General features: G+C 68.8%; 22 protein-coding genes and 1 tRNA gene. 8 read left to right on the plus strand and 15 right to left on the minus strand.

What is annotated here, in order from left to right; all coding sequences use genetic code 11:
* Nucleotides 1-55 precede the first annotated feature (55 nt).
* From HD600_RS03705 to HD600_RS03745, 9 genes are all read right to left on the minus strand, one after another.
* Nucleotides 56-751, minus strand: a complete 696-nt coding sequence (locus HD600_RS03705; RefSeq protein ID WP_184281594.1) for a DedA family protein — start codon at nucleotides 749-751, stop codon at nucleotides 56-58.
* Nucleotides 751-2,757 (minus strand): FUSC family protein, encoded by a 2,007-nt coding sequence (locus tag HD600_RS03710; protein WP_184281596.1) that lies wholly within the window; start codon nucleotides 2,755-2,757, stop codon nucleotides 751-753. The genes HD600_RS03705 and HD600_RS03710 overlap by 1 nt, the downstream gene beginning before the upstream one ends.
* A complete protein-coding gene (locus tag HD600_RS03715) occupies nucleotides 2,754-4,457 on the minus strand; it encodes a cation:proton antiporter (protein ID WP_206705676.1) in 1,704 nt (567 codons plus the stop codon). The genes HD600_RS03710 and HD600_RS03715 overlap by 4 nt, the downstream gene beginning before the upstream one ends.
* Before the next feature lies 1 nt (nucleotide 4,458).
* Nucleotides 4,459-5,142, minus strand: a complete 684-nt coding sequence (locus HD600_RS03720) for a GAP family protein (RefSeq protein ID WP_184281598.1) — start codon at nucleotides 5,140-5,142, stop codon at nucleotides 4,459-4,461.
* A 45-nt stretch (nucleotides 5,143-5,187) separates the two neighbouring features.
* Nucleotides 5,188-6,093: a DMT family transporter gene (locus HD600_RS03725; protein ID WP_184281600.1), complete on the minus strand. Its 906-nt coding sequence runs from the start codon at nucleotides 6,091-6,093 to the stop codon at nucleotides 5,188-5,190.
* A gap of 22 nt (nucleotides 6,094-6,115) precedes the next feature.
* The gene (locus HD600_RS03730) at nucleotides 6,116-7,246 is read right to left on the minus strand and encodes a DUF998 domain-containing protein (protein ID WP_184281602.1); all 1,131 of its coding nucleotides are present in this window, start codon (nucleotides 7,244-7,246) and stop codon (nucleotides 6,116-6,118) included.
* Nucleotides 7,243-7,938 carry a hypothetical protein gene (locus HD600_RS03735; RefSeq protein ID WP_144792769.1) on the minus strand — a complete coding sequence of 232 codons (696 nt, stop codon included), beginning with the start codon at nucleotides 7,936-7,938 and terminating at the stop codon, nucleotides 7,243-7,245. The genes HD600_RS03730 and HD600_RS03735 overlap by 4 nt, the downstream gene beginning before the upstream one ends.
* 89 nt (nucleotides 7,939-8,027) lie before the next feature.
* Entirely contained in the window at nucleotides 8,028-9,434 is a 1,407-nt protein-coding gene (gene gad, locus HD600_RS03740; RefSeq protein WP_184281604.1) for a glutamate decarboxylase, read from the minus strand.
* Between the two features lie 116 nt (nucleotides 9,435-9,550).
* Nucleotides 9,551-10,834: a metal-dependent hydrolase family protein gene (locus HD600_RS03745; RefSeq protein WP_184281606.1), complete on the minus strand. Its 1,284-nt coding sequence runs from the start codon at nucleotides 10,832-10,834 to the stop codon at nucleotides 9,551-9,553.
* 256 nt (nucleotides 10,835-11,090) lie between these two features.
* Between HD600_RS03745 and HD600_RS03750 the strand changes: the two genes are divergently transcribed.
* Entirely contained in the window at nucleotides 11,091-11,288 is a 198-nt protein-coding gene (locus HD600_RS03750; protein ID WP_184281608.1) for a lipopolysaccharide assembly protein LapA domain-containing protein, read from the plus strand.
* A gap of 6 nt (nucleotides 11,289-11,294) precedes the next feature.
* Entirely contained in the window at nucleotides 11,295-12,854 is a 1,560-nt protein-coding gene (locus HD600_RS03755) for a LuxR family transcriptional regulator (RefSeq protein WP_184281610.1), read from the plus strand.
* Between the two features lie 19 nt (nucleotides 12,855-12,873).
* Here HD600_RS03755 and HD600_RS03760 read toward each other — a convergent pair whose 3' ends face one another.
* Nucleotides 12,874-13,359 carry an FBP domain-containing protein gene (locus HD600_RS03760; protein ID WP_144792775.1) on the minus strand — a complete coding sequence of 162 codons (486 nt, stop codon included), beginning with the start codon at nucleotides 13,357-13,359 and terminating at the stop codon, nucleotides 12,874-12,876.
* A gap of 252 nt (nucleotides 13,360-13,611) precedes the next feature.
* The gene (locus HD600_RS03765) at nucleotides 13,612-17,055 is read right to left on the minus strand and encodes a bifunctional proline dehydrogenase/L-glutamate gamma-semialdehyde dehydrogenase (RefSeq protein WP_184281612.1); all 3,444 of its coding nucleotides are present in this window, start codon (nucleotides 17,053-17,055) and stop codon (nucleotides 13,612-13,614) included.
* 129 nt (nucleotides 17,056-17,184) lie between these two features.
* Here HD600_RS03765 and HD600_RS03770 point away from each other — a divergent pair, with 129 nt between their 5' ends.
* From HD600_RS03770 to HD600_RS03780, 3 genes are all read left to right on the plus strand, one after another.
* Nucleotides 17,185-18,075 carry a LysR family transcriptional regulator gene (locus HD600_RS03770; protein ID WP_184284678.1) on the plus strand — a complete coding sequence of 297 codons (891 nt, stop codon included), beginning with the start codon at nucleotides 17,185-17,187 and terminating at the stop codon, nucleotides 18,073-18,075.
* Nucleotides 18,076-18,106: 31 nt separating this feature from the next.
* A complete protein-coding gene (locus tag HD600_RS03775; RefSeq protein WP_184281614.1) occupies nucleotides 18,107-18,937 on the plus strand; it encodes an endo alpha-1,4 polygalactosaminidase in 831 nt (276 codons plus the stop codon).
* Nucleotides 18,938-19,027: 90 nt separating this feature from the next.
* A complete protein-coding gene (locus HD600_RS03780) occupies nucleotides 19,028-19,375 on the plus strand; it encodes a hypothetical protein (protein ID WP_184281616.1) in 348 nt (115 codons plus the stop codon).
* 10 nt (nucleotides 19,376-19,385) lie between these two features.
* On the opposite strand, the gene HD600_RS03785 is transcribed toward HD600_RS03780, so the two are convergent.
* Nucleotides 19,386-19,763: a four-helix bundle copper-binding protein gene (locus HD600_RS03785; protein ID WP_244963941.1), complete on the minus strand. Its 378-nt coding sequence runs from the start codon at nucleotides 19,761-19,763 to the stop codon at nucleotides 19,386-19,388.
* 183 nt (nucleotides 19,764-19,946) lie between these two features.
* Here HD600_RS03785 and HD600_RS03790 point away from each other — a divergent pair, with 183 nt between their 5' ends.
* Nucleotides 19,947-21,302, plus strand: a complete 1,356-nt coding sequence (locus HD600_RS03790) for an MFS transporter (RefSeq protein WP_241731706.1) — start codon at nucleotides 19,947-19,949, stop codon at nucleotides 21,300-21,302.
* A 5-nt stretch (nucleotides 21,303-21,307) separates the two neighbouring features.
* Here HD600_RS03790 and HD600_RS03795 read toward each other — a convergent pair whose 3' ends face one another.
* Nucleotides 21,308-22,000, minus strand: a complete 693-nt coding sequence (locus HD600_RS03795) for a hemerythrin domain-containing protein (protein WP_184281619.1) — start codon at nucleotides 21,998-22,000, stop codon at nucleotides 21,308-21,310.
* A gap of 76 nt (nucleotides 22,001-22,076) precedes the next feature.
* On the minus strand, nucleotides 22,077-22,355 hold the full coding sequence (locus tag HD600_RS03800; protein WP_244963942.1) for a hypothetical protein: 279 nt from the start codon (nucleotides 22,353-22,355) through the stop codon (nucleotides 22,077-22,079).
* 300 nt (nucleotides 22,356-22,655) lie between these two features.
* Between HD600_RS03800 and HD600_RS03805 the strand changes: the two genes are divergently transcribed.
* Together HD600_RS03805 and HD600_RS03810 are read left to right on the plus strand one after the other, a co-directional pair.
* Complete coding sequence (locus tag HD600_RS03805; protein ID WP_184281621.1) at nucleotides 22,656-23,978, plus strand: VCBS repeat domain-containing M23 family metallopeptidase; 1,323 nt, start codon at nucleotides 22,656-22,658, stop codon at nucleotides 23,976-23,978.
* A 68-nt stretch (nucleotides 23,979-24,046) separates the two neighbouring features.
* On the plus strand, nucleotides 24,047-24,517 hold the full coding sequence (locus HD600_RS03810; RefSeq protein ID WP_184281623.1) for a hypothetical protein: 471 nt from the start codon (nucleotides 24,047-24,049) through the stop codon (nucleotides 24,515-24,517).
* 522 nt (nucleotides 24,518-25,039) lie between these two features.
* Here the strand turns inward: HD600_RS03810 and HD600_RS03815 are convergent.
* Nucleotides 25,040-25,130, minus strand: a tRNA-Ser gene (locus tag HD600_RS03815).

Here is a 25,130-nt window from a genome sequence, read left to right on the forward strand (position 1 = left end):
TCACGGTGCCCACTTCAGGGGCGTCTCCCTCCGGGAGGCGCCCCTTCGCCGTTCATCAGCGGGTGGTCTCTTTCCGTCCGCGCTCATGAGCGACCTCGTCGAGGAGCTCGACGAGGGGCCTGTCGTCCTCGATCGGTTCCTCGACGACCGCTGCCACCCGGCGTCGGCGTCGCCGGCGGACGATGACGACGGCGATGCCGACGATCACCACGGCGAACACCCCGGCGAGAATGCCGCCGGTGCCGTGCAGGATGTCGTGCACCGCACGCCCCGCCGCCACGACGAGCCCCGTCACCACACCTGACCACACCACCGCGCCGGCGGCGTTGACGAGGAAGAAGCGCAGGTAGGGGTATCGGAGCGTTCCGGCGAGCGGGCCGGACAGGACGCGGAGCAGAGCGACGAAACGGGCGAAGAAGATCGCCAGCGCCCCGTAACGGTGCATGAGACGGGCCGCACCGATGATCGCCGACGTGCGGAAGACCTTCGGTGCCCGTCGCCGTCCGAACTCGAGCAGTCGGACACCGGCCACACGGCCGAGGATGTACCCGAGGCTGTCTCCGACGATCGCGCCGACCGCCGCTGCGGCCGCGATCGCCCAGACGGGCGTTTCGTTGTCCATCGCGATGATGGTCGCCGTGATGAGGACGGTCTCCCCGGGAAGCGGAAGCCCGATGCTCTCGATCCCCACCATTCCCGCGACGGTGAGGAGCAGGAAGACGGCGGGTATGGATGCCAGGAACTCCTGCATCAGCTCTCCCTGTCTGCGGCGGCGGCCGCGCGTGTGTGTGCGGCACGGATGCCGGCGGCCAGCGCACTGCGGGCGGTGGTGATCTCGTCACCGACGTCGGCGAGCGGGCCCGTGTCGGGGACGGTCAGAGAGGCGGGTGCGCGTCCGGCCGCCGCGGCGGCGGAGAGCTCGTCGAGAGCGGAACGGATCAGCGCCACCTCGGCCGGATCGCAGGGGGTGCCGGTCTGCGCCGCGATCGTCGCGGCCGCCGTGACCGCGTCGACCACGCGCTCGAGGGCGGTGATCCCCGGCATCCAGGCCGCCGCCGCGGCGCTCACGGGCCGCGGTTCCGCCAGCGAACGGGTCACCAGTGCGCGAAGATCGGAGATCATGCGGTTCACCGCACGCCTGGCGTCCACGCGCCGGCGGGTGTCGTCCGTCGACAGCGCCAGCCCGGCGTACTCGGACGCCTCGCGCAGGACGCGCGCGACGGATGTGCCCAGCTGGGCCGGCGCACGCCACGTGGAGGGCCACACCAGGTAACCGAACACCAGCGCCACCGCACACCCGAGCAGGGTGTCGAGCAGACGGGTCTCGACGAGCCCGACGCTCGCCCCGGCGTGGATCTCCACGAGCAGGACGGCCACGGCCGTCGACGTCGCCGAGAAGAGCGCGAAGTTGCGCGGCATCAGCACCGGCAGCAGTCCGGCGAGCACGGCGAGGATGAGCAGTTGCCACCCATCGCGCGGGACCGCGAACATGACGACCGACCCGATGAACACGCCGAGGACCGTCCCACTCCCGCGCTGCACGGCGCGCGCGAAGACAGAACCGAGATCGGGCTTCATCGACTGGGCCACTGTGAGCATCACGAGATACGGCATCGCCAGGCCGAGCCACAGCGACAACGCCTGGGCGATCCCGATGCACAGCACGAGGCGCGCCACGGCGCCCCACGCCTGCGTGCCCGCATCGAGTGCGGTGAGGGGCCGCTCGCCCCGCCCCGAGGCCGTCGGCATGGAGAGCCCGGCGTCCCTGCCTCGCGCCACGCGGCCGTGCCGTGCCAGGTCGTTCTCCGCCACGACGGAGGAGACGTAGCGCAGGGCGCCGGCGAGTGCGCGATCAGCCGGAGTGGTCTCGTCGGTGCCGTCATAGGATGCCGGCACCGATCGCCGCGGATCGTCGATCCACGCGGCCGTGGCGCGGAGGAAGACGACCGCACGCGTGTCGACGCGACCGGGATGGGCCGATGATGCGGCGATCGCGGCGTCCACGACCGGAGCCGAGGCATTGAGCAGGGACACGAGCGCCTGCCACTTCACGGCCCTGGCGATGTACGACGTCCTCGCATCTGCGAGCACCTCGTAGGCGTTGTTCAACGCACGCGTGAGTGCGGCGGATGCTGCGGCGCCAGCCTGCCCGTCCTCTGCGGCGAGTTGATCCGCGATGGCGCGGTACGCCCCCGCGACGGCGCGCCGCTCCGGGGAGAACGAGCGACCGATGAATGCGGCCGCCACGATCGTGAGCAGCAGACGCCACCCGGCCCCGGCGGCGAAGATCAGCGGGGCGGCCCACGGCGAGTCGAGCCCGAACGACGCGTTCGCGGCGGTGACGACGTAGACGAGGAAGTAGAGCGCGGACCGCGATGCGGTCGCGCTGAACGTGCCGGCGAGGCCGGAGACGAGTGACGCCAATACGACGGCGATGAGCGTGAGCACCCCGTGACCGTGCACGAGGGTGCCGATGGCGAACCCGACAGTGGCCAGGGCGGAGGCGAGGAAGATGCGGCGGATGCGCTCGATCCCCGCGTCGCCCTGGTCCATGATCGATCCGACGAACGCACCCATGGATGCCAGGGACCCTGCCCCGACCAGTGTCGTGTTCGAGGCGTCGATCGTCAGGGCGATGCCGACCGGAGCGGTGATGCCCACCGCGCCGAGCACGATGCGGTCGACGGGCACGGAGGAGGACTTGACCGTCGTCAGCTGACGGACCCATCCCCCGTCGGGCGCCCCCGGCTGCGTCATGCGTCGCTCTCGAGGTGCAGCTTGAGGCTGATCTCGTAGGCGTCCAGCTCGTCGAGCATGTACTGCGCCGCACTCGTGCTGTACTGCCCCGACGCGCTGAGGACGCGCAGTCGCCTGCGCATGAGCTTCACCAGCGCGAGCTCGAACTCCAGGGCGTCCGGGGTCACCCCGTCGTCGGAGGGTTCCAACGCGTCGAAGAAGCGCGACCGCGGGATCTCGAAGGCCTCCTCGGGGAACGGCGAGGCGTCCGCGCGGCGGACCGCGCGCTCCTCGATGGCCGTCATCGCAGCGGCTCGGAGGTCGGCGGCGATGAGGCCGGTGTCGCCCTCGCCCGCGTTGGCGGCAGACGCATCAGGCGACAGTCGCAGCAGGCGGACGAGGACGGGGAGGGTGAGCCCCTGCAGGAGCAGACTCCCGGCCGCCACGAGGAAGGCGACGAACACGAGGAGGTCACGCTCCGGGGTGTTCACGGGCAGCGTCTGCGCAGCGGCGAGCGTGACGACGCCGCGCATTCCGGCCCAGACGATGACCGAGCTGTCCTTCCAGGTCAGCGGCGCGGAATCGAAGTAGTCGATGTCGTTGCGCATCCGACCGATCTGCCCCCGTGCCCCGGAGCGCGGAGCACGCCCGAGAGCCTGGAGAGCGCGATCGCTCAGGGGACGGTGATCGCCCTCTCTCATCGCGATCCGCTTCTCGACCGAGCGACGCACGCGCACGTTGTGCAGGTTGAGCATCGGGAAGACGTACACCGCACGCACCGCGACCAGCAGGACGAACGCCCCCGCGGCGATGCCGAGCCCCGGCAGCAGAACGGCCTCGGCTCGCCCGTTGACGGTGATGCCGTACAGTTCGAGACCCATCACGAGGAACACCGCGCCCTCGAGGAGGAACTCGATGGTGCGCCAGTTGAGCTTGTCCGAGATCCGCTGCTCCGGCGTGAGCCAGCGCATCGCCCCCTGTCCACAGACGATGCCGGCCACCACGGCGGCGACCAATCCGGATCCGCCGAGTGCCTCGGTGGGCAGATAGGCGAAGTAGGGCACCGTGAGCCCGAGGGCCGTGTTCGCGGTCGAGCTGCCGGTCCACGCGCGCACCCGCAGGGCGACGAGGCCGATCACGGCTCCGACGATGACCGCCGACAGCACCGCCCAGACGAAGGACCCGAGCGTCCCGATCATCGAGAAGCCCGTGGCCGTGGCGGCGATCGCGGTGCGCAGCGTGACCAGGGCGGTGGCGTCGTTGAGAAGGCTCTCACCCTCGAGCACCGTGAGCACGCGCCGGGGCACGCCGAGCTTCTTGATGATCGACGTGGCCACCGCATCGGTGGGGCTGAGGATCGCACCGAGCGCGATGCCGAGTGCGAGGCCGAGGTCGGGGATCGCCCACGCGAAGAACAGTCCGAGGACCACGGCGCTGACGATCACGAGGAGCACCGCCATGCCGCCGATCGCCGTCGAGTCTCGACGGAACTCGATCGCGGGCGCCGAGACGGCGGCCGAGTACAGCAGGGGCGGGAGGACTCCGACGAGGATCAGTTCCGGCGGGACGGAGAGGGCCGGCACGATCGGCAGGAAGCCGATCACCACGCCGATGCCCACCAGCAGCAGCGGGCCGGCGACACCGACCTTGCGCGCGATGACGTTCGCGACGACGATGACGACCACCGCCACGACGACGGCGAGCATCATCTCCACCGACATCTCAGACGCCTCCTGCGGTGGCGAGGTCGGCGATGCCGGACCCCATGAGCTTCACGCCGAGGATGACGAAGAGCACGGTCATGATGACCGCATGGTTCGCGACCAGCCAGGTCCGCGGGCCCGCGAGCTTCTTCTCGACCTGGCTCGGCGAGAGCACGCTCAGCACCCAGGGGATCGCGACGGCGAACACGCCGAGCAGACCGAAGATGAGGATGACGGCGACGATCTCGCCGGTGGGCAGGGCGGCCTGCGAGATGCGACCGCCGGCCGCCACGAGCAGCGGGAGGTCCTTGGGCGAGAGCGGGCCGGAGATCAGGACGCCGACGAGGAAGGCCTTGGCGAGGCTGAGGTCGTCGAGGCTGGACATCCACTTCGGGGTCTCGGTCGATGAGCGCTTACGCCACTGCACGACCGCGAGCGCGAGAAGGATCAGCCCGAGGACGATCTCGACGACGTCGATGAACAGGTGCGGACCGGAGTCCGGATCATCTGCCCCGCTGGCCCGCCCGATGAGGACGAGGACCCCCACGAACGCGACGGCGAACACGTAGCACCCCAGGACAAACGCCGTGCCGTTCGTGCGCCCCTTGCCGGAGGTCGCCATCAGGATGACGGCGACGATCGCGAGCGGACTGATCGCGACGGCGACCCCGATCGTCAAGAGGTCTGCAAGGACGGCGAGCACGAATGCCTCCAATGAGGGAAGGGATGAGGGAGGGAAGAAGGTCGATCAGTCCAGCGCGGGTTCCGCCTGCTCTGCGCGCGAGAGCTGGAAGACGCCGGTGACGGCCACCGCACCGGCGACGATGAAGGCGACGATCGAGAGCGCCGGCGCGTTGTTCGCCTCGCCGAGGATCGTGATGCCGAGCACCACGGCGATGGCCGGGTCGATGACGGTCAGCCCCGCGACGACGACCTCCGGCTTGTTGAACGCGTGCGCACGCTGGACGAAGTAGATGGAGAGGCCACCGGCGACCCCGATGCCGATCAGGCAGCCGATCGTGAGAAGGTTCTTGTCGTCCAACGTCAGGTCGTGGTGTTTCCACGCGGTCTGCACGCGCAGGATCACGGTCTTGCCGAGCGTGGCGACGAACGCGGAGTAGATCCCGCCGAGGAGCACCCACATCACCGGCGGCGTCGTCCGCCGCCGACCGACGACCATGACGATGGCGGTGACGAGGAGCACGCTGCCGAGGACGACGAGCACGGCGATCAGCTGCTGGTCGGTGATCGCCGTCTGCGTGCTGACCAGCGCGGCGACGGTGACGAAGGCCGCGACCCCGAGGACGCAGGTCGCGATCGCACGGATGACGGCAGCGCTCGGACGGCGCTTGGCGATCAGCGCGGTGAGGACGACCGTGAACACCAGGGCGGTCACACCGACCGGTTGCACCACGATCAGTGGAGCGAAGCCCAGACTGCCCATCTGCAGGATGATCGAGACACCGAGGAGAACCGCGCCGATCAGCCACACCCGGTTGCGCAGCAACTGAGCGGCCTTGGCCATGAGCCCGGGCGCCGAGGAGTGCTGCATCCGACGCACACCCTTGGCCTGCAGGAGGTTACCGCCGGACAGCGCGATCGCCGACGCGATCGCGAGGGCGATGCCGATCAGAGGCAGTGAGTCGAGTTCCACGAGGTCTCCTTAACGACGGGCCTTATGGGGCCGAGGTCGATGACGCCTCGACCGATGCGGTGGGTGCGGGTTCCTCGAGGCGGGCAGGGGCCGAGGATTGGACGTTGCGGAGGAACAGGATGATCCAGGCGAAGATCATCACCGCGGCGATGAGCTCGACCGCGGTGAGGTTGTAGACGCCGGTGAAGAAGAACACGACGAGCACCACCATCACGGCGACGAAGACGAACCCGAGGACGACGAAGGACTTCGGCATGGTCGGCACGAGCCACGGCAGACCGAACACGAGGGCGGCGAAGGCCACCGTCATCCCCGTGGCCACGGTGTTGTGCAGGAGGAAGAACCGGTCGACGGGGAACACGCCGACGCATGCGAGGAGGACTCCGAGCAGGACGAACAGCACCCGGACGGCGGTCCTGCGCCGCGCCTCGGACTCGCTGCGCGTGGGGATCGCCGCCGTACCGATGCGGGCGATGGTCGTCACCATGATCCCGGAGACGATCAGCGTGAGGTTGAACGTCAGCGACGAGATGTCGTGCGTCATGCCGAGCGCTGACAGGTTCATCTGCCACCACTGCGGGTTCTGCGCGCTGAGCATGGCGGTCACCATGCCGACGACGAGGAAGAGCGCGAGCACGAGCGACAGGCCCGACGCCGAGAGGTCGGAGCCGCTGATGTACGCGATGTACGCGCTCACGGCGACGGCGGCGGATGCCAGCAGCATGGCAGGCACCGAGAACACCGTGGCGCCCGTGAAGCTGTGTTCCATGACCGTGGCCGCCCCGAGCCAACCGAGGAGGGCGATCGCGGCGTACCCCACCGCCAGGGCGGTGAGGTCGAACCAGAGGAAGCGCTCACGTCGCGCGGCACCGCCGCGGCGGTACCGCGTGCTGAGGGAGCGGGAGATGAGGAAGGCCGCGGCAGCGCTCACCCCGCCGGCGATGGCCACGAACTGACCGAGGGAGGCATGCCCGGAGATCTGCAGCTCGCGCCCCCAGAACACGATGGCGGCGATGGGCAGGCACAGGATGAAGGCGGCGGCGGCCACGACGATCGCGAAGGATTCGGTACCGGCGGCCGGCGTGACGATCCGTCGCCAGGAGGAGGGGCGCCCTGGGACGACGACCGCACCGGCACTGGTCGGAGCGCTCATGCCGCGCTGCTCGTCGAGGGAGCGGCCTTGCTCTTGCGGTCCCAGGCAGGGAGGACGATCAGGGATGCGAACAGGAAGGACAGCGCCCCGATGAAGGTGCCGACGCTGGCGATGGTGCTGTTGACGGCGTCGCCGTTGGGCAGGACGAAGGCGCCGACGGCGGAGATGCCGAAGGCGACGCAGCCGATGAAGTTGATGACACCGGACCACCATCCGCGCGAACGCGGATCCCAGCCCTTGGCGGCATGCGCGTAGGCGACGAGCACGAACACGCCGCTCACGAGGAACGCGACGGAACCGCCGGCATCCGGGTTCCAGACCCACTCGTCCTGCGCGGCCACCGAGCGCGCGTACAGCGCGGACGTCGTGCTGACGTTGAACAGGATGGTGCCGAAGGACTGGGTCGCGGCGGCGAGCCACTCGGCGCGCACCATCCGACCAGGCCCGTAGTCGACGGCGACCGAGATGGCCCCGCTGAGGAACAGCTGGATGAGGCCGGCCGCGGTGAAGAACCACGCCCCGATGAAGCACAGCAGGTTCGCGCCGGTGGAGCCGAGGGTCTCGCTGAGGCCTGGGGTGGTGGCGAGCGCGAAGAACGCGGAGCCGATCATGAAGCCCCAGCACTGCTTGGTGAGTGTGGGGATGAGGAGCGGGCTCCGGCGGGGCCTGGTGCTCGCGGCGGCGGTGCTCATGCGGATGTCTCCACGTCTGTTCTTCGTCGGTGCGGAAAGGAAGTCGGCAGGGGAGAGCGTTCGGGTCGCTCTCCCCTGCCTGGTCCGGATCAGTGGTGGAAGTGCGATCCGCTGGAGGCCTCGCGAGGAAGCGGGGTCTCGAGCGAGTCGAGGAACTGCACCTCACCCTTGATGTCCGACAGCAGGGCGCTGGCGAGGTCGTGGCTGAGGCCGACCTTCACCACGATGCGCTGGAGGACCATGTCGGACAGGTCGTCCGCCATCGGGTACGCCGGCACGAGCCAGCCCTTCATGCGCAGACGGTCGGCGAGGTCGTACAGGCTCCACTTGTCGGTGTAGCCGTCCTTGAGGACCCAGGCGAAGACGGGGATCGTGTCACCGCGGCTGACGAGCTCGAACGGGCCGATCTTCTCGATCTCGCTCGAGAGGTACGTGGCGACGTCGATCGAGTTCTGCTGCACCGCACGGTAGCCCTCGCGGCCGAGGCGGAGGAACTGGTAGTACTGCAGCAGCACCTGGGCGCCGGGACGGGAGAAGTTCAGCGCCAGGGTGGGCATGTCGCCGCCGAGGTAGCTGACGTGGAAGATCATGCTCTCCGGCAGCACCGCCTTGTTGCGCCACACGACCCAGCCGACGCCGGGGTAGACGAGGCCGTACTTGTGGCCCGAGGTGGAGATCGAGTTCACGCGGTCGATCTGGAAGTCCCACACGAGGTCGGGCTGGCAGAACGGCGCCACCATGGCACCGGAGGCGCCATCGATGTGGATCTTCACGTCGAGACCGGTCTTCTCCTGGATCTCGTCGAGCTTCTTCGAGATCGCGATCGCGTCGTCGTACAGACCGGTGAAGGTCTGGCCGAGGATCGACACGACACCGATGGTGTTCTCGTCGACATAGTCCTCGAGGTTGTAGCCGTCGAGGATCAGGTGGTCCTTGTTGACGGGGATGTAGCGGGGCTCGACGTCCCAGTAGTTGCAGAACTTCTCCCACACGACCTGCACGGCCGCGGACATGATGAGGTTCGGCTTGTCGGTCGACTTGCCCTCTGCGCGACGCTTCTCCTGCCACAGACGCTTGAGCGCAAGACCGCCGAGCATGCACGCCTCGGAGGATCCGATGGTCGAGGTGCCGATGGTGTCATTGACGTCCGGGACGTGCCACAGGTCGGCGAGCATGCGCCAGCAGCGCTCTTCGATGGCGGCCGTCGCCGGGTACTCGTCCTTGTCGATCATGTTCTTGTCGGCGGCTTCGAGGTAGAGCTTCTTGGCCTCGTCGTCCATCCACGTCGACACGAAGGTCGCGAGGTTCAGACGCGAGTTGCCGTCGAGGATCGCCTCGTCGTGCACGATCTGGTACGCGGTCTCGGGCAGGCTCGGGTTCTCGGGAAGCGTGAACTTGTCGAACTCCGTCGCCTCGCCCGGGCGCACGAAGACCGGGTTGACGCTGAGCTGGGGGTCGATGTTCGTCGACTGACGGGCGGATGATGTGTTGGTCATTTTCTCTCCTGGGTAGAGGACATGTTCGTTTCGGGGGCGGGCGCGACGTGTGACGAGCTACACCTCCAGGGGTGGGAGGAGGCGACCGATCGGCATCGTCGATGTCCGCATGATGGTCACAGCGTGTTCTTCACGATCGCGCCGTCCTTGATGATCACCGTGAAGTTGGTGTCGGGATCGGCGATGAGGGACAGGTCGGCGAGCGGGTCGCCGTCCACGAGGATCATGTCGGCCCATGCGCCCTCGGCGATCACGCCGAGCTTGCCCGCACGGTAGCTGTTGCGCTCGCCGGCCAGTTCGAACAGTTCGGCGTTGCCGGAGGTGAGCATCTTCAGCGCCTCGACGTTCGTGTAGTGGTCACCGAGCCGGGCCGCCATCACGCTCTGGCGGGGCGCGGACTGCGGCTCGAGCAGCAGATCGGTGCCCCAGGCGGTCTTCACACCGTGCTTCTTCGCCCACGCGTACACCTGATCGGTTCCGCGGGCGATCTGCGCGTTCTTGGCGGCGCGGAGCGGGTCGGGGAAGTGGTGGTCATCCTCGGCGAAGGGCTGCATCGACAGCCATACGCCCTTCTCGGCGAGCAGCGCCACCGTGGCCTCGTCGGCGAGGTGGCCGTGTTCGATCGACTTCACGCCGGCGGCGACAGCCCTCGCGATACCCGCCGACGTGTACACGTGGGTGGCCACGTACGTGCCGTAGTCGCCGGCGGCCTGCACCGCCGCGGCGATCTCATCCGGCGTGTACTGCAGCGTGTTCAACGGATCGTACATCGATGTGGCCCCGCCGCCGAGGGTGAGCTTGATCTGCGTCGCCCCCTGTCTCAGCTGCTCGCGGACCGCGGCGAGGACGCGAGGCACGCCGTCGGCCACACGGGTGAAGTGGATGTCCTCCGTGCGACTGGGCTTGCCGCCGAACTCCTCCGGCACGTCGTACACGAAGGAGAAGTCGGCATGGCCGGAGGTCTGCGAGATCATCGCCTGGCTGGGGAAGATGCGCGGACCCTCGAACGTCCCTCGGTCGATGAGGGCCTTGATCGGCGCCAGGTCGCCGCCCATGTCTCGCACGGTGGTGAAGCCGCGCATCAGCATGCGCTTGGCCTCGGCGATGGTGTTGCCGTAGAGCGTCCCGGTCGGCCCCTGCACGAAGTCGAGCATGCTGTTCGCGTTGCCCATCAGGTGGACATGCGCGTCGCTGAGGCCGGGCATGAGGAACTTGCCCGTACCATCGATCTCGGTCACGCCCTCGCTCGCACCGCCTGCGAGGGCGGAGGTCGAGACGGCCACGACGTGCTCGCCCTCGATGAGGACGTCGACGTTGTCTCGGGGCGCGTCGCTGACGCCGTCGAAGAGGCGCACGTTGCGGATGATGATTCTCGAGGGCGCCTCGGGACCGTTGCTCATGCTTCGGACATTAGTCAGCGGCCGCCGCACCGACCGACTCGGCCGATGCTATTTCCCCCCGACGCTCACATCATCTCTCACCCTCGTTTCACCCGTCGTATCACCTGGGGCCTCACCCGCATACGGGTGAATATGCCTTCCCGACAGGGTGTTACTATGACCCCACATCTGTGCGTTCTGCGCATGAGCCAATGTGGAGGAAAGCATGACCGGCGCACCAGCTCACCCCTCGGAGCCCTCTCAGAAGTCGCGCGGAGTGAGTAAGAGGGCGGTGATCGCCATCGTCATCACGATCGCCGCGTTGGCGTTCGTCTTCTCCAACGTCTCACCCGCCACGCTGCGCTTCCTGTTCATCGAGTTCACCATGCCCGCATGGGCATGGTTCCTCGCCGTACTCGTCGCCGGAGTCGTGATCGGCTCGTTGTTCCCCTGGTTCCGCCGCCGTAAGGACTGAGTGGCCATGAACTTCCATGATGTGGCGGCTGCGAAGCTGGAGCTCGACCGCGCCAGGAAGGCCGGGAACCCGGACGGTATCGCCGCCGCGGCCATGAACAACTTCTGGCCGCTCTACTGCTCGCACTACGACGAGCTCATCGCCGCGATCCAGTCACTGCCCGCGCGTGATCTGGATCGCTATCCGATGCTCCGCGCCACGCATCCGATGACGCGCGTGATGGCCCAGAGCGGGCGGCCGTACAAGCCGCTCATCTATCAGGACGATGCGCGCAAGCTGCCGCCCGAGCAACTGGACGTCCTCACTCTCGCCCAGATGATCGCGTTCCGATTCAGCGGCGACGTCGCCGCCGCGCTCGTGTACGCGCAGCGCCTGGACGAGCGCATCGCCACCGTCGCCTCGGAGTCGCGCTACCGGACCGACGGCCCGCTGTGGTTCCTCCACGCGCAGATCGGAACGACGTACCTGATCGCAGGGGATTCCGCGTACGCCCTGCGCAAGTTCACGGTCGCGCAACAGCTCGCGGAGCTGTCGCCACTTCCGGATGCGGTCCGTTTCGTCCTCTCCCGCTCCGCCCTCGCTCACACGCTGCGCGGATCCCTGTCCGAGGCGGAGGCCGCGCTGACCGCCGCGCGCCGCGAGCCGGAGCCGACCCCGGCACATGTGGTGTCGGTCCGTGGCACGGAGTCGGCCACAGCCGCACTCATCGCCGTCGAACGACTCAGCGACGACGTCGATGCGCACCTCGCAGCACTCGAGCCCTTCTACAGCAACGACCTCAGTTGGCCGTTCGCACTCCTCGCGCGCACGCGGGCACTGCTCGCCAAGCGACGTCCTCACGAGGCGCTGGAGGCCCTTCACCTCGCAGAGGACGCGCACCCGGTGCAGCACGGATCGACGGCCACGGACATCATCACGGCGATGCGCATCGAAGCACTCGCCGCCGCGGGCGAGGAGTCGCGCGCGCGTGACATCGCCGACGGCTCCGGCCACACGGGTGGGCGCACGGCGATCGCCCGTGCCGGCCTGGCACTCCACCAGGGGCGTTTGGATGCGGCCACCCGCGAGCTCCGCCAGGTCGCGGCGGACTTCGCACACGGCCCTGGGACGCGCGGGCGTCACCAGCTCCTGTCCGCATGGCTCGAGTTCTCCAGACGCGGCAACGTCACGGCGGACACCGCCTCCGCGTTCGCTCGGATCGCGATCGCCGGCAGCCTTCGCCGCTCGCTCTCCACCCTCCCCAGCGGAGTGATCACCGCCGTCCGCGAACGGTTGGACGAGAACGAACGGCCTGCGTTCGATGCCGCCATCGACAGCATCCATTTCCGCGACCTCCGCACCCGCCCTTCCCTCACCGACAGCGAAAGCCGCGTGCTGCACGCTCTGCCGGTGTATGAGACGGTCGCGGAGATCGCACGGGCCTTCCACGTCTCGCCGAACACGATCAAGTCGCAGTTGAAGTCCCTCTACCGCAAGCTCGGATGCTCCTCGCGCGAGGAGGCCATCGAGCTCGGCGGCAAGTTCCAGCTCGTCGACCGATACGCCGAGAGCGCCCCCGCACGCTGAACCGCCACGGCGCGATCCGTCAGTCGGCGACCGCGCGAAGGAACGCCCTGACGTTCTCGCCGAGCCGCTCGATGCGCAGTTCGCGTGCCGCCTCGCGGTCGTAGCCCTCGTAGGCCAGCGGCGGGAGCAGCCGCACGTTGTGCGAGCATCCGAACTCCGCGCAGGCCAGTGTCCCGACCGTGTCGCCGTTGCGACCGGCGGCCCCGGCCTTGCGGGCGGAGAAGAACTGTACGTCGTTGCGGAGGGTCACGTCATCGCACCACGAGCACTGCGCCCTGGCGAGCACGCGCTGCTCGGCGCGCTGCAGCAGTACGCCGGTGAGCACGCCGTCGACCTCGGTCACGACGTACGCGCGGCGCGCGAACTTCTGATCCGACCAACCGAGGTAATCGAGACGGGCGAAGTCGATGTCGGCGAGGCCGGGCGGCAATGACAGGGATGAGACCTCCTTGCGGGAGGCGTTGATGAAGGAGGCGCGGATCTCGCGCTCGTCGATGGGACGCATGATGCGGTGCTTTCTGTCTCGCTGAAGGATGAGGAACGGCATCGCTCAGAGGGATGCCGGGTATGACGATCCGCCGGGGACGGGAATTCCGCCTCCGGCTGACGCTCAGCCTCTGCCGCCGGCGCGCACGGCGCCTGCGACCTCCTTCCGCGCCCGCAGGGCGCACTTCGAGAACAGCACCCGGCGAGTTTACCCACATCGACGCCGCGCTGTCACGCATGATGCGCGGCTCCCGCACACCGGGCCCGGAGACTACCCGGCCGCGAGAGGGGCGATGTCGTGCCTGCGCGGCGTGCCGAACCGGTGCGAGGAGATCGACACCGCCTGCTCGCGCAGGTACGGCAGCAACTCGATCCGGCCCGCGCTGACGACGTCGCCGGCGTACACGGCCACGGAGGGAGACCCGCCGGTCGCCTCGGCGACGTCGGACATGCGGCCGCCGACGAGACGGATGCGGCCGCCGATCGCCGCGAGCCGCTTCGCTCTCGCACGCCACGCGTCGGCATTCTCGATGACCGGCATCACGCCTGCCTCACCGAGCCAGGACCGCACCGCGGCGGGCAGTTCCGTCGCCGAGCTGACGATGAGGCGCGCACCGGTGCGCAGCCCCGCCGCGAGGATGCGGATCGCCTGCACGACGGTCGCGTCCTCGATGCGGATCGTGACCGGAACGCTCTGGTAGCGCAGCGCGTTCTGCTCGGTGGTGAGCCCGGTGACGTCACGTACGGCTCCGAACTCTTCCCGCCAGGCCGCGACATCGGTGGCGAGGGCGCCGCCGAGCCAGGCGATGTCAGCGCGATCCAGGTCGGATGCCGCCGCCAGCGCCGCTGCGGACAGCGCATCGCTGGGTGCATCCGCCGCGACGGGGGCGTCGGTCCAGTCGGAGAGCCCGACGAGATAGTTGGGGCCGCCTGCCTTGGTTCCGGCGCCCACCGCAGCCTTCTTCCAGCCGCCGAACGGCTGCCGCTGCACGATCGCGCCGGTGGTCCCGCGGTTGACGTAGAGATTGCCGGCCTGGACGGTCGCCAGCCACTGGGAGATCTCGTCGTCGTCGAGTGAATGCAGGCCGCTGGTGAGGCCGTAGTCGATCGCGTTCACGAGTGCGACCGCTTCGTCGAGCGTGCGCGCCGTCATGATGCCGAGAACAGGGCCGAAGTACTCGGTGAGATGGAACGGGCTGCCTGCTGCTACGCCCTCGCGGATGCCCGGGTTCCACAGTCGACCGTCCTCGTCGAGCTGCTCGGGCTCGAGGACCCACGTCTCCCCCGGCTCGAGCGTCGTCAGCGCGTGGCGCAGCTTGCCTTCTGCCGGTCCGATGAGCGGGCCGATGCGGCTCGCTCCGTCGCTGGGGTCGCCGACGCGGTACGAGCCGACGGCGTCGAGGAGCTGACGGCGGAAGCGTTCGCTCGTCGCGACGGTGCCGACGAGGATGACCAGCGAGGCCGCCGAGCACTTCTGACCGGCGTGGCCGAACGCCGAGTACGCCACGTCCTTGGCAGCGAGGTCGAGGTCGGCGCTGGGTGTGACGATGATGGCGTTCTTGCCGCTCGTCTCGGCGAGCAGGGGCAGATCGGGCCGGAAGCTCCGGAACAGTTCGGCCGTCTCGTATCCACCGGTGAGGATGACGCGCTCCACGGCGGGGTCGGAGACGAGGCGCTGTCCGAGCTCGCGCCCGTCCAGTTGCACGTACTGGAGAACCTCGCGCGGGACGCCCGCCTCCCACAGCGCCTCGACCATCACGGCGCCGGAGCGGCGCGCCTGGCGGGCGGGCTTGATGATGACGGGAGACCCTGCGGCGAGCGCGGCGAGGGTGGAGCCGGCCGGGATCGCGACGGGGAAGTTCCACGGCGGCGTGACGACGGTGAGGCCGACGGGAACGTGGGATGCCCCGTCGATCTGTTCGGCGCGCTTGGCGCTCTCGGCGTAGTAGTGCGCGAAGTCGATCGCCTCTGAGACCTCGGGGTCGCCCTGCTCGAGCACCTTCCCCGCCTCGGACCCCATCACCTCGAGCAGATCCGCTCGCCGCGCTTCGAGGATGTCGCCGGCGCGGTGGAGGACCTCGGCGCGACCGGCGGCCCCGAGCGCACGCCACTCCTCGCCCGACGCGACGGCTCGTGCGATCACGGCATCCAGTGCTGCGGCATCCGAGAGCGTGTTCTCGCGCACCGTCGCATCCCCGAGCGACGAGGTGAGCATGCGGGAGCGGATCGCGTCACCCCACGCGCGGTTGCCGGCCAGGCTCGGGTCGGTGTCCGGCGTGTTCGCGAACGCATCCCGCGGCGCCTCGGGCTGCGGCTCTCGGCGATCCTGAGTGCGGTTCGGGCCGGGGACCTCGTCCGGCATGGACGCGATCGAGGCGAGGAAGCGGTCGCGCTCTCGGGTGAACAGGGCCGGTTCGTCATCGAGCTCGAACACCGCCGACATGAAGTTGTCGCTCGATGCCCCCTCCTCCAGCCGGCGGATCAGGTACGCGATGGCCACATCGAACTCGGCCGGGTGCACCACCGGCGTGTACAGCAGCAGGGACCCGACAGTGCGGCGCACGACGGTGGCCTGCGCGGAGGCCATGCCGAGCAGCATCTCGAACTCGATGCCGTCCGTGACCTCCCGGCGGTCGGCGAGGAGCCACGCGAGGGCGATGTCGAACAGGTTGTGCCCTGCGATGCCGATGCGGACGTTGCGCACGTGCTCGGGCCGCAGGGCGTAGTCGAGGACCGCCTTGTACGAGGCATCCGACGCCTGCTTGCTGTGCCACGTGGCGAGCGGCCAGCCATGGGTCTCCGCGTCGACCTGCTCCATCGGGAGGTTGGCCCCCTTCACGACGCGCACCTTGATCGGCGCGCCTCCGGCGGCCACCCTCGCGGCGGACCACTCCTGGAGGCGGATCATGGCGGCCAGGGCGTCCGGCAGATACGCCTGCAGGACGATGCCGGCCTCGAGCCCGCGGAACTCCTCGCGGTCGAGGACGTCGGTGAAGACCGCGATCGTCAGATCGAGGTCCTTGTACTCCTCCATGTCGAGGTTGATGAACTTCCGGCCGGCGGCGGCGATGCGGAACAGCGGCACGAGCGCGTCAGCGGCGTGCCGGACGGCCTCATCGAACGCCCATGGACTGTGCGGTGCGACCGTGGACGAGACCTTGATCGAGACGTAGTCGACGTCGTCCCTCTCGAGGAGCCGGCGCGTGCCGGCGAGCCGACGAGCGGCCTCCTCCTCTCCGAGGATCGCCTCGCCGAGAAGATTGACGTTCAGATGCACGCCCTCGTCGGAGCGGATGCGTCGGATGGCATTGCCGAGCTTGCTGTCGGTGGCATCGACGATCAGGTGACGCACCATGCCGCGGAGCACTCGCCGGCTGATCGGCACGACCGCCCAGGGGAACGCCGGCGCGAGGGCGCCACCGACGCGGATGAGTCCGCGCAGAGCAGCCGGGAGGAAGCGCGGCGTCAGAGGGACGAGGTCGCGGAGGTTGCGCGCTGCGACCGCGAGGTCCTCAGGGCGGACGACGCCGTCGACGAAGCCGACCGTGAAGTCCAGGCCGTGCGGGTCGCTGAGGACGCCCGCCAACCGGGCCGCCGCAGCATCGGCCGGCACGTCACGGCTCTCGATGAGCCACTTCTCCACGAGCGCGATCGCGTCATCGGCGAGCGCGGCGATCTCGACGTGGCCGGTGGAGACGGGAGTCGTCTGAGTCATCGGAATCCTCACTTCGGGCGCGGCGGTGGCCGCGACGTCTGCTCACAGTGTGCGGCCTGGTGATCCTTCACGAAAAGCGTGCGTTTACGATGAATACCGTTCGGTTTGATCGATCTGTTGGAGGACGCGATGTTCGAGCTGCGACGCCTGCGGTTGCTGCACGAGCTCGCCCTGCGCGGCACGATCGTCGAGGTGGCCCGTGCGCTGTCGTACAGTCCGTCGACGGTGTCCCAGCAGCTCGCTCTCCTCGAGCGGGAGGCGGGGGTCGCACTGTTGGAACCGGATGGCCGCCGGGTACGCCTCACGACGGAGGGACGATTGCTCGCCGCCCACGCGTCGCGCGCCATCGATCTCGATGAGGCTGTGCGCGCCGAGCTCTCCCACGCGCAGCACCTGCCGGCGAACGTGCGCCTCGCCGTGATGCCCACAGCCGCCGAGGCCCTCGTCCCCCGCGCGCTGACACTGCTGAGCGAGCACATGCCCGGCCTGCGGGTGGAGATGGTGGAGTTGGCGCCGGAGCACGGCCTGTTCGAGCTGCAGGCGCACGGGTTCGATCTCGTCGTCGCCGAACAGTATCCCGGGCACACGCGGGAGCTCCGCGACGGAATCGACCGCACGCTGCTCGGCCACGACCCGATCCGCCTCGCCGTGCCGCCCTCCTCCCGGGCGACCCAGCTCGGTGACCTGCGCGAGGCGGCATGGGCGATGGAACCGCAGGGAGCGGCCGTCCGTCAGTGGGCCGTGCAGCAGTGCAGGGCAGCAGGTTTCGAGCCCGACGTGCGCTTCGACGCGACCGACCTCGTCGCCCACGCGCGGCTCGTGGCAGCCGGCCACGCGGCGGCCATGCTGCCGGACCTGGTCTGGACAGGGGGGCGCGATTCGGTGCGTCTTCTCGAACTGCCGGGGAACCCTGTGCGCGAGATCTTCGCCGCGACGAGGACGTCATCGCGTGACAACCCCGCCGTGCAGGCCGTGCTCGGCGCGCTCACCGATGCACTCTCGGCCCATGTTCCGCGCTGACGGCGCGCGCGCCGTGCGGGACGATGGTCGGATGAGACGTGCATCACTTCCGACGGCGGCGTTCGCCTGCGCCATGCTGGTCGCCCTCGCGAGCGGATGCTCCGTGACGCCCGAGCCGCCGGGCGACGGACCGACGGACTCCGTGCGGATGCCACCGGTGGGCGCCGCACCGGATTATCAGCTCGGAGGGGCGTACGGGCCTGCCGAGCAGGTGGGGATCGTCGGTCGGGATCGCACCGCGGAACCCGCCTCCGACGCCTACTCGATCTGTTACGTCAACGCGTTCCAGACGCAGCCGAGCGAACTCGACCAGTGGCCGGAGGATCTGCTGCTCCGCATCGACGGGGACGTCGTGTTCGATCCGGAGTGGCCGGACGAGGCCCTGCTGGACACCTCGACGGATGCGCGGCGCGAGCGGATCGCTCGGATCGTCAGGCCGTGGATCGTCGGGTGCGCCGAGGCGGGTTTCGACGCCGTGGAGTTCGACAACCTCGACTCGTACACGCGTTCGGAGGGCCTGCTCGCCGGCGACGACAACCTGGCACTGGCGGCGGCGCTGGTCGACGCCGCCCACCGTGTCGGGCTCGCGGCAGGGCAGAAGAACGCCGCAGAGGACGCGTCGGTGCTGCGGGAACGAGCAGGGTTCGACTTCGCGCTCGTCGAGGAGTGCGCCGCATACGAGGAATGCGATGCCTTCACCGCGGTGTACGGCGAGCACGTCATCGACATCGAGTACACCGATTGGATGCCGCGATCATTCGCCGAGATGTGCGCCGCCCCCTCCGCCCCGGCATCCATGGTCCTGCGCGATCGCGATCTTCTCCCCGCCGGCGAACCAGGGCACGTCTTCGCGGTCTGCTGACCGAATGTTTCGCCCGGTGACGGGGAGATTCCCGCCTCGAACGGGGCGGACGTACTCTGGCGTGACCGCATCCAGAGTCAGGAGCTCATCGTGTCCACGCCGCTGCATCGCCCATCGCCCCTCGAGGTGAGCGAGCGTGCAGCCTGCATGTGCGACCACGGTGATGCCTGCTCCTCCTACGCGCCGGGCCACGCGCTGCACCTGATCCAGGCGCGCCTGGCCGCTGCGACGCCGAGTGAGTGGATCGACGCGATCGTCGAAAGCGTCGATGGCGCGTCGGGCGAACTGCGCGTGCGCACGCTCGAGGGCGTCGAGCGGTCGCTCTGGAGCGCCCAGGGCGCCGCGCTGGAGGCGACGCCGGGGGCACCGGTCGCGCTGCACGCGAAGTATCACGTCCTCGTCGTCGGACGCGTGCGGTTCAACGTCGCCGTGGCGTGAGGCTCCGCGGTCAGGCGGCCGCCATCATCATGTTCTTCATGTCCATGCAGGCGTCCATGCACGCCTTGCAGGACTGTGCGCACATCCTGCACACCTCGCTGTGATCGGCGTGCTCCATGCATGCGTCCATGCACATCTGGCACATCGCGATGCACGCGTCGAGCATCGCCATCATCACCGCGGGTGTCATCCCCTGCATCCGCATCATCGAGCGCATCATCGTGTTGCACATGTCGGCGCAGTTCATGCACTCCGGTGCGCAGTCCATCAGCTGCATCGAACACACCGTGCAGGCCTGCTCGCACGCGGAACAGGCATCCATGCACGCCTGCATGACCGCCATGTCCATGTTCTCCATGCCGGCCATGGCCTTCATGTCGTCGGACATCGCACCCATCATCATCGAGTCCATCGGTTCGCCTCGCCCTTCCTCGTGGCGCGAACCGGGAACGGATCGCGCCGGTGTCCGCGGGCAGGCGCCCGCCTTCGGCCAGAGTAAACCTCTCGTGCGCGCACGTCGATGCCTCTGCTCGGCGGGCGTAGTCTCATCACCGTGACCGCCTTCTCCGCCATGCAACGGCTCGTCATCGCCATCGCCGTCCTCGCGTCGTTCGTGACCTTCCTCGACGGCACCGTGGTCACGGTCGCCCTTCCGGCGATCAGGGACGAGCTGGGTGGAGGCATCACCACCCAGCAGTGGGTGGTCGACGCCTACCTCATCACGCTCAGCGCGCTCATCCTCCTCGCCGGCTCCCTGTCGGATGCCTACGGCCGCGTGCGGATCATGCGGATCGGGCTCATCGCGTTCGGCATCGCATCCGTGGCCGTCGCCGCCGCACCGGAGCCGGTCACCCTCATCATCGCCAGGGCTGTCCAGGGTGCGGCAGGAGCGCTGCTCGTGCCGAGCTCCCTCGCCCTCATCATGGCGACGATGCGCGGCGAGCTGCAGTCGCGGGCGATCGGTGTGTGGACGGCGTTCACGACCGGCGCGCAGATCGCCGGCCCGCTTCTCGGCGGCCTGTTCGTGGATCTGCTCTCCTGGCGCTGGGTGTTCCTCATCAACGTCGTCCCGATCGGTGTCACCCTGGTCCTCCTCGCCCGTCTCCGGCTTCCCGACCGCCCCCGCGGCGTCCGCGTGGACTGGTGGAGCGGGGTGCTGTGCGCCGTGGGTCTCGGGGCGCTGGTGTTCGCGCTCATCGAGCAGCCGAACCTCGGGTGGGGATCGCCGGCGATCTGGACACCCGGGATCGTCGGGGTCGCCCTGTTCATCGGGTTCCTCGTGCGGCAGCGGCACTCCCCCACACCTCTGATGCCGTTGTCGCTGTTCTCGGCCCGGAACTTCGCGTGGGGAAATCTCGCCACCCTGTTCATCTATGCCGCGCTCTCCTTGAACGGGTTCGTCGTCGGCGTCTACCTCCAGGAAGGGGCAGGTCTCTCTGCGACGGCCGCTGGCCTGGCCAGCCTCCCGATCACGATCCTCATGATCCTGCTCAGCTCGCAGGCCGGTGCGTGGGCGGGCAGGCTCGGTCCTCGCCTGTTCATGACAGTGGGTCCGCTGCTGATGGCGGTCGGGGCTCTGCTCCTGCTCACCGTCGCGGAGGAGTTCGACTACTGGTGGCAGGTCCTCCCCGCGATGATCGTCCTCGGCCTTGGCCTCTCGCTCACGGTCGCACCGTTGACGTCCGCTGTCCTCGGTGCGATCGACGAGGATCGCTCCGGCATCGCGTCAGCGGTGAACAACGCCATATCCCGTGTGGCCGGCCTCATCGTGGTCGCGATGCTGTCGACCATCGTCGGCGGCAGCCTGAATCTCGACGGATTCCACAGCGCCGCCTGGGTGACGGCGGCTCTGATGGCCGCGGGCGGCGTGGTCTCGTGGATCGGGATCCGCAAGACCGCTTTCGCGGAGCCGGCCCCGCCGAGCTGATCCGGTCACCTGCCCTCGATCGCGGCCCGGAACTGTCGGTACCGACGCTCCCCTTTCAGGCGCCAGGCCACTCGCGCGGGCCACGGCAGGTTCTTCTTCTTCCATGCACGGCCGCCGTCCGGCTGCGCGACGAGGATGGCCCCGATGACGTTCCACGTCTGGCCTTTCGGCGTCGCTGCACGGCCGTGCTTGGCGAACCAGGCGGCTTCCGACCGCTTCACCACATGCTCGACGACCGGAACGATCGTGTCCTCCTCGTCGGGAAAGTGCGCGGCGAGCGCGGCGATGATGCCGGCCAAAGCCTTGCGCACCGGCACGGCGGCGGCTCTGGTGGCGGTGAGCTCCCAGGGCGGCACTGCCGCGTCGAGCGCCCGCAGGTGGACCACCATCTCCGCGTGCTGCTGCTTCATGCGCTCCACGTGCAGCGCACATGCGGGCGCCCTGGTCTCGAGCATCGTCCACAGGCGCGCATCCTCACCCTCGTGATGCGCGTGGAGGGTGCCCGAGATGAGATCGAGCTGCACGCCGACCCACCGCGCGTGCCGCACGTCGCGTTCGGCGACGGACTCGACGAGCGGCAGCGCGTCCGTGAAGGCGTGCAGCAGCATCCGGTGGATCTCGATCATGCCGCTCGCATCGCAGGTCTTCGGCCCGTGCGCGGGGAACGGCCTGGCGGGCGGCGATGTGTGCGCCGACATGGCATGCACGATACGCCTCGTCGTCCTTCGGGCGCGAGGGGTCGTCTGCAGCCGGGGTCGCAGCCCCGGCGATCGCTTACGCCGTGGCGGCCAGCGGAGGCAGGTGCGGGATCGGAACCGGCCGGCGGGAGCGCTCGCGGGCGTAGAACTGCTTGACGTCCTCGAGGACGTCGCCCGCCTCCATGTAGGACACCGCCAGCGGCAGATCGCGCAGCCACACGACCTCCACGAGATGCGGCTCCACCTGGTAGACGCAGGCAATGGTGCGACGCGCATCGTCAGACCCGTAGCGGCGATCGAGGATCAGCCACTCCGAGTCGGTGATCTTCTTCAGCTCGAACCGAGGACCGGGCATCAGTGACATCTCAACACTCCAATCAGACGGAACAAACTCGTCGCCCGAGAGGATCGATGGACCCGCCCGCATACGCGGAAGATCGAGCGTGACGAAGGCTCATCTGTGACGGGGTCTGCTCACCCATCAGGCGTCGATGTGATTATAAGAAGACCGTCGCGGAGTTTCAACGGAGGGGTCGCCGCCCCGCCACGTCTGCCCGTTGCCCCCGGCCTCACGGGAGTGGGGTGTTCCCGCTGATACTGTGACCTCGACAGGTGCTGCGCCCTCGGGCCGGCCGAGGTGGAGAGCACTCGACATATGAAGCGACGATCACGCCCGCGTCTCGCGCGGGTCATGGTGGCCCTCGTCGTGGCCGCCCTCATCGGCGCCATCGCGCCGTCGATCTCCACTCCACCGTCCGCCGTGGCCGCCACGGACGGGCAGATGGTCTACCCGGCATCCGGGATCATCCAGTCCAAGGTCGGCGACGGCTGCCGCTCGAACCACCGCGTGCACGACGGCATCGACATCTCCGGGCAAGGTGGGACGCCGGTGCTCGCCGCGTACGACGGCACCATCCGAGCGCGTGCGTGGAGCAACTCCTACGGCAACTACGTCGACATCGAGCACCCCGGCGGGTACGTCACCCGCTACGCCCACATGGTCTCGCCCGGCCTCGTCGCCCCCGGTGGGACCGTCGTCCGCGGGCAGCAGATCGGCGTCGTCGGCAACACCGGAGCATCGACCGGCGCCCACCTGCACTTCGAAGTATGGCGGAACGGCTCGGTGTACTCGGCGATCAACGAGGGGTTCGTCTGCCTGAGCACCGTCGGCCGAGGGAATCCGCTCCCGCACACCTTCCCCGGGCTTCGCACCACGCCGACCTCCGCAGTGAACTCGGCGGACTACGACCGCGACGGCAAGGCCGATCTGCTGGGCATCTCAGCGAAGAGTGACCTGACTTTCCTCGCGGGCACCGGTAACGGCGGCTTCCGGGCGGCCTCGCCGATCACGAGCGGTTGGAGCCTGTACCGGCACCTCACGCACGCCGATCTGAATGCCGACGGACGAGCAGACATGCTGGCCGTCCGTAGCGACGGACTGCTCGAGTTCTACGCGGGCGGTGCGAACGGCGGGTTCGACCAGCACCAGCGGCTGCAGACCGGTTGGGGCACGAAGCTGCACGTGGCCTCCGGCGCCGACTACACCGGCGACGGGCTGCAGGACGTGCTCGCCGTGTCATCGTCGGGCGTGCTCACCATCCACCGCGGGAACGGCACCGGGGCTCTGCCTGGGCCGCATACGACCCTCGGCAGTGGATGGAGCTCCATCACCCACATGGTCGGCGGCGACTTCAACGGTGACGGTATCGGCGACATCATGGCGGTCGCCAACGACGGAAACCTGTACTACTACCGCGGTCTGGGCAATCGGTTCAGCGCGCGCGTCACCGTCGGTGGCGGGTGGAAGACGTTCACGGGTCTCACCGGAGGCGTCGACTACACGGGAGACAAGAAGGCCGACCTCGTGGCACGCGCCGCGAACGGTGACCTGTATCTGTACGCCGGCACCGGGGCAGGAAAGTTCCAGACCGGCCGCCTCATCAGCTCCGGGTGGGGCGGGTACATCCAGCTCGAGTGACCGGATCCACCCGAGATCGGTCCCGGCCCGGGTCCACCTCGCCCTCCCCGCACACGAAGGAACTCATCATGACCGGTTACGACGAGGCCTCCATGATCGCCGAGGCGATCGCCACGCTCGACGACGGCGACGAGGTGCTCGGGGCCGGGTTCTTCGGCGCACATGACCTCACGAAGGCGGCGACCCTCGGCTCTGCCGGCGGCGGCATCCTGTTCGGCTCGCTGGGCGCCATCGTCGGCATGCTCACCGCGAAGCACGTCACCGCTCAGGCGCAGGGCATGACACGGATGCTGCTCGTCGCGGTGACGCCGACCATGATCCACGTCATGAATCATGAGGGCGGCCCGGACATGCAGAAGGAGTTCATGTCGTTCCTACGCGACAGCGTGGAGGCGTCGGTGTCGACGCTCGGCGCATCGAAGTACCTGCATCTGACGGACACCGAGACCGGGGCGAAGCTCGTGTTGCACGGCACCCTCAGCTCGCTGTCGCCGCAGGCCGAGGGCGACAGGATCGTGTTCGACCTCCTCACCGCATAGGCGGGCCACGCGCCGTGACGCTCCCGCCTCGACGGGGCCGAGGTGGTCAGCCCGTGCATGGCGCGGAGAATCGAGACGAATCACGGTGGAGCCGGTCACGGGGAGGGTGCCGGCCCCACCGTGCCGCGAGATCCCCCCAACGGATGCTCGCGGTGTGGCACCACATGGATGAGACGTGACGACGAGCTCGAATGTCACAGATTCGTCGCTGCGACCAGGACAGGTCCCCCGAACGGGGGACGAATTCTCGCGCGTCACACGTCTAACATGGCCGGATGTTCTTCACCCTGGGGCTCGTGTCGACGATCGTGATCGCGTTCGTCAGTCCCTACGTCTGGGACGGGTCTGCTGACTCATCCACGCTGACGGCGGTCACCACGGCCGCAGCAATCGTCGTGCTCGCCGGTGGTGGACACCTGCTCGATCACTTCCGGAAGCGGTCGGGGCGAGGGGACGCCGCAGCGCCCGCTCGCTCCCCCACCCCGGAAACGGAAAAACCCCCGATTTCTCGGGGGTTTTCTGTGGCGGTGACGGTGGGATTTGAACCCACGGTAGGGGGTTACCCTACACAACTTTTCGAGAGTTGCACCTTCGGCCGCTCGGACACGTCACC

Source organism: Microbacterium ginsengiterrae (genome assembly GCF_014205075.1).
In the GTDB taxonomy this organism is placed as follows: Bacteria; Actinomycetota; Actinomycetes; order Actinomycetales; family Microbacteriaceae; genus Microbacterium; species Microbacterium ginsengiterrae.

What these genes read in the sequence shown, in the direction of transcription:
- HD600_RS03805 (WP_184281621.1), top strand. Translation starts at nt 22,656, where the DNA reads ATGAAGCGACGATCACGCCCGCGTCTCGCGCGGGTCATGGTGGCCCTC.
- HD600_RS03810 (WP_184281623.1), top strand. Translation starts at nt 24,047, where the DNA reads ATGACCGGTTACGACGAGGCCTCCATGATCGCCGAGGCGATCGCCACG.
- HD600_RS03710 (WP_184281596.1), bottom strand. Translation starts at nt 2,757, where the DNA reads ATGACGCAGCCGGGGGCGCCCGACGGGGGATGGGTCCGTCAGCTGACG.
- gad (WP_184281604.1), bottom strand. Translation starts at nt 9,434, where the DNA reads ATGACCAACACATCATCCGCCCGTCAGTCGACGAACATCGACCCCCAG.
- HD600_RS03770 (WP_184284678.1), top strand. Translation starts at nt 17,185, where the DNA reads ATGTTCGAGCTGCGACGCCTGCGGTTGCTGCACGAGCTCGCCCTGCGC.
- HD600_RS03790 (WP_241731706.1), top strand. Translation starts at nt 19,947, where the DNA reads ATGCAACGGCTCGTCATCGCCATCGCCGTCCTCGCGTCGTTCGTGACC.
- HD600_RS03705 (WP_184281594.1), bottom strand. Translation starts at nt 751, where the DNA reads ATGCAGGAGTTCCTGGCATCCATACCCGCCGTCTTCCTGCTCCTCACC.
- HD600_RS03765 (WP_184281612.1), bottom strand. Translation starts at nt 17,055, where the DNA reads ATGACTCAGACGACTCCCGTCTCCACCGGCCACGTCGAGATCGCCGCG.
- HD600_RS03755 (WP_184281610.1), top strand. Translation starts at nt 11,295, where the DNA reads ATGAACTTCCATGATGTGGCGGCTGCGAAGCTGGAGCTCGACCGCGCC.
- HD600_RS03800 (WP_244963942.1), bottom strand. Translation starts at nt 22,355, where the DNA reads ATGCCCGGTCCTCGGTTCGAGCTGAAGAAGATCACCGACTCGGAGTGG.
- HD600_RS03730 (WP_184281602.1), bottom strand. Translation starts at nt 7,246, where the DNA reads ATGAGCGCTCCGACCAGTGCCGGTGCGGTCGTCGTCCCAGGGCGCCCC.
- HD600_RS03715 (WP_206705676.1), bottom strand. Translation starts at nt 4,457, where the DNA reads ATGTCGGTGGAGATGATGCTCGCCGTCGTCGTGGCGGTGGTCGTCATC.
- HD600_RS03785 (WP_244963941.1), bottom strand. Translation starts at nt 19,763, where the DNA reads ATGTCCGACGACATGAAGGCCATGGCCGGCATGGAGAACATGGACATG.
- HD600_RS03775 (WP_184281614.1), top strand. Translation starts at nt 18,107, where the DNA reads ATGAGACGTGCATCACTTCCGACGGCGGCGTTCGCCTGCGCCATGCTG.
- HD600_RS03735 (WP_144792769.1), bottom strand. Translation starts at nt 7,938, where the DNA reads ATGAGCACCGCCGCCGCGAGCACCAGGCCCCGCCGGAGCCCGCTCCTC.
- HD600_RS03760 (WP_144792775.1), bottom strand. Translation starts at nt 13,359, where the DNA reads ATGCGTCCCATCGACGAGCGCGAGATCCGCGCCTCCTTCATCAACGCC.
- HD600_RS03745 (WP_184281606.1), bottom strand. Translation starts at nt 10,834, where the DNA reads ATGAGCAACGGTCCCGAGGCGCCCTCGAGAATCATCATCCGCAACGTG.
- HD600_RS03795 (WP_184281619.1), bottom strand. Translation starts at nt 22,000, where the DNA reads ATGTCGGCGCACACATCGCCGCCCGCCAGGCCGTTCCCCGCGCACGGG.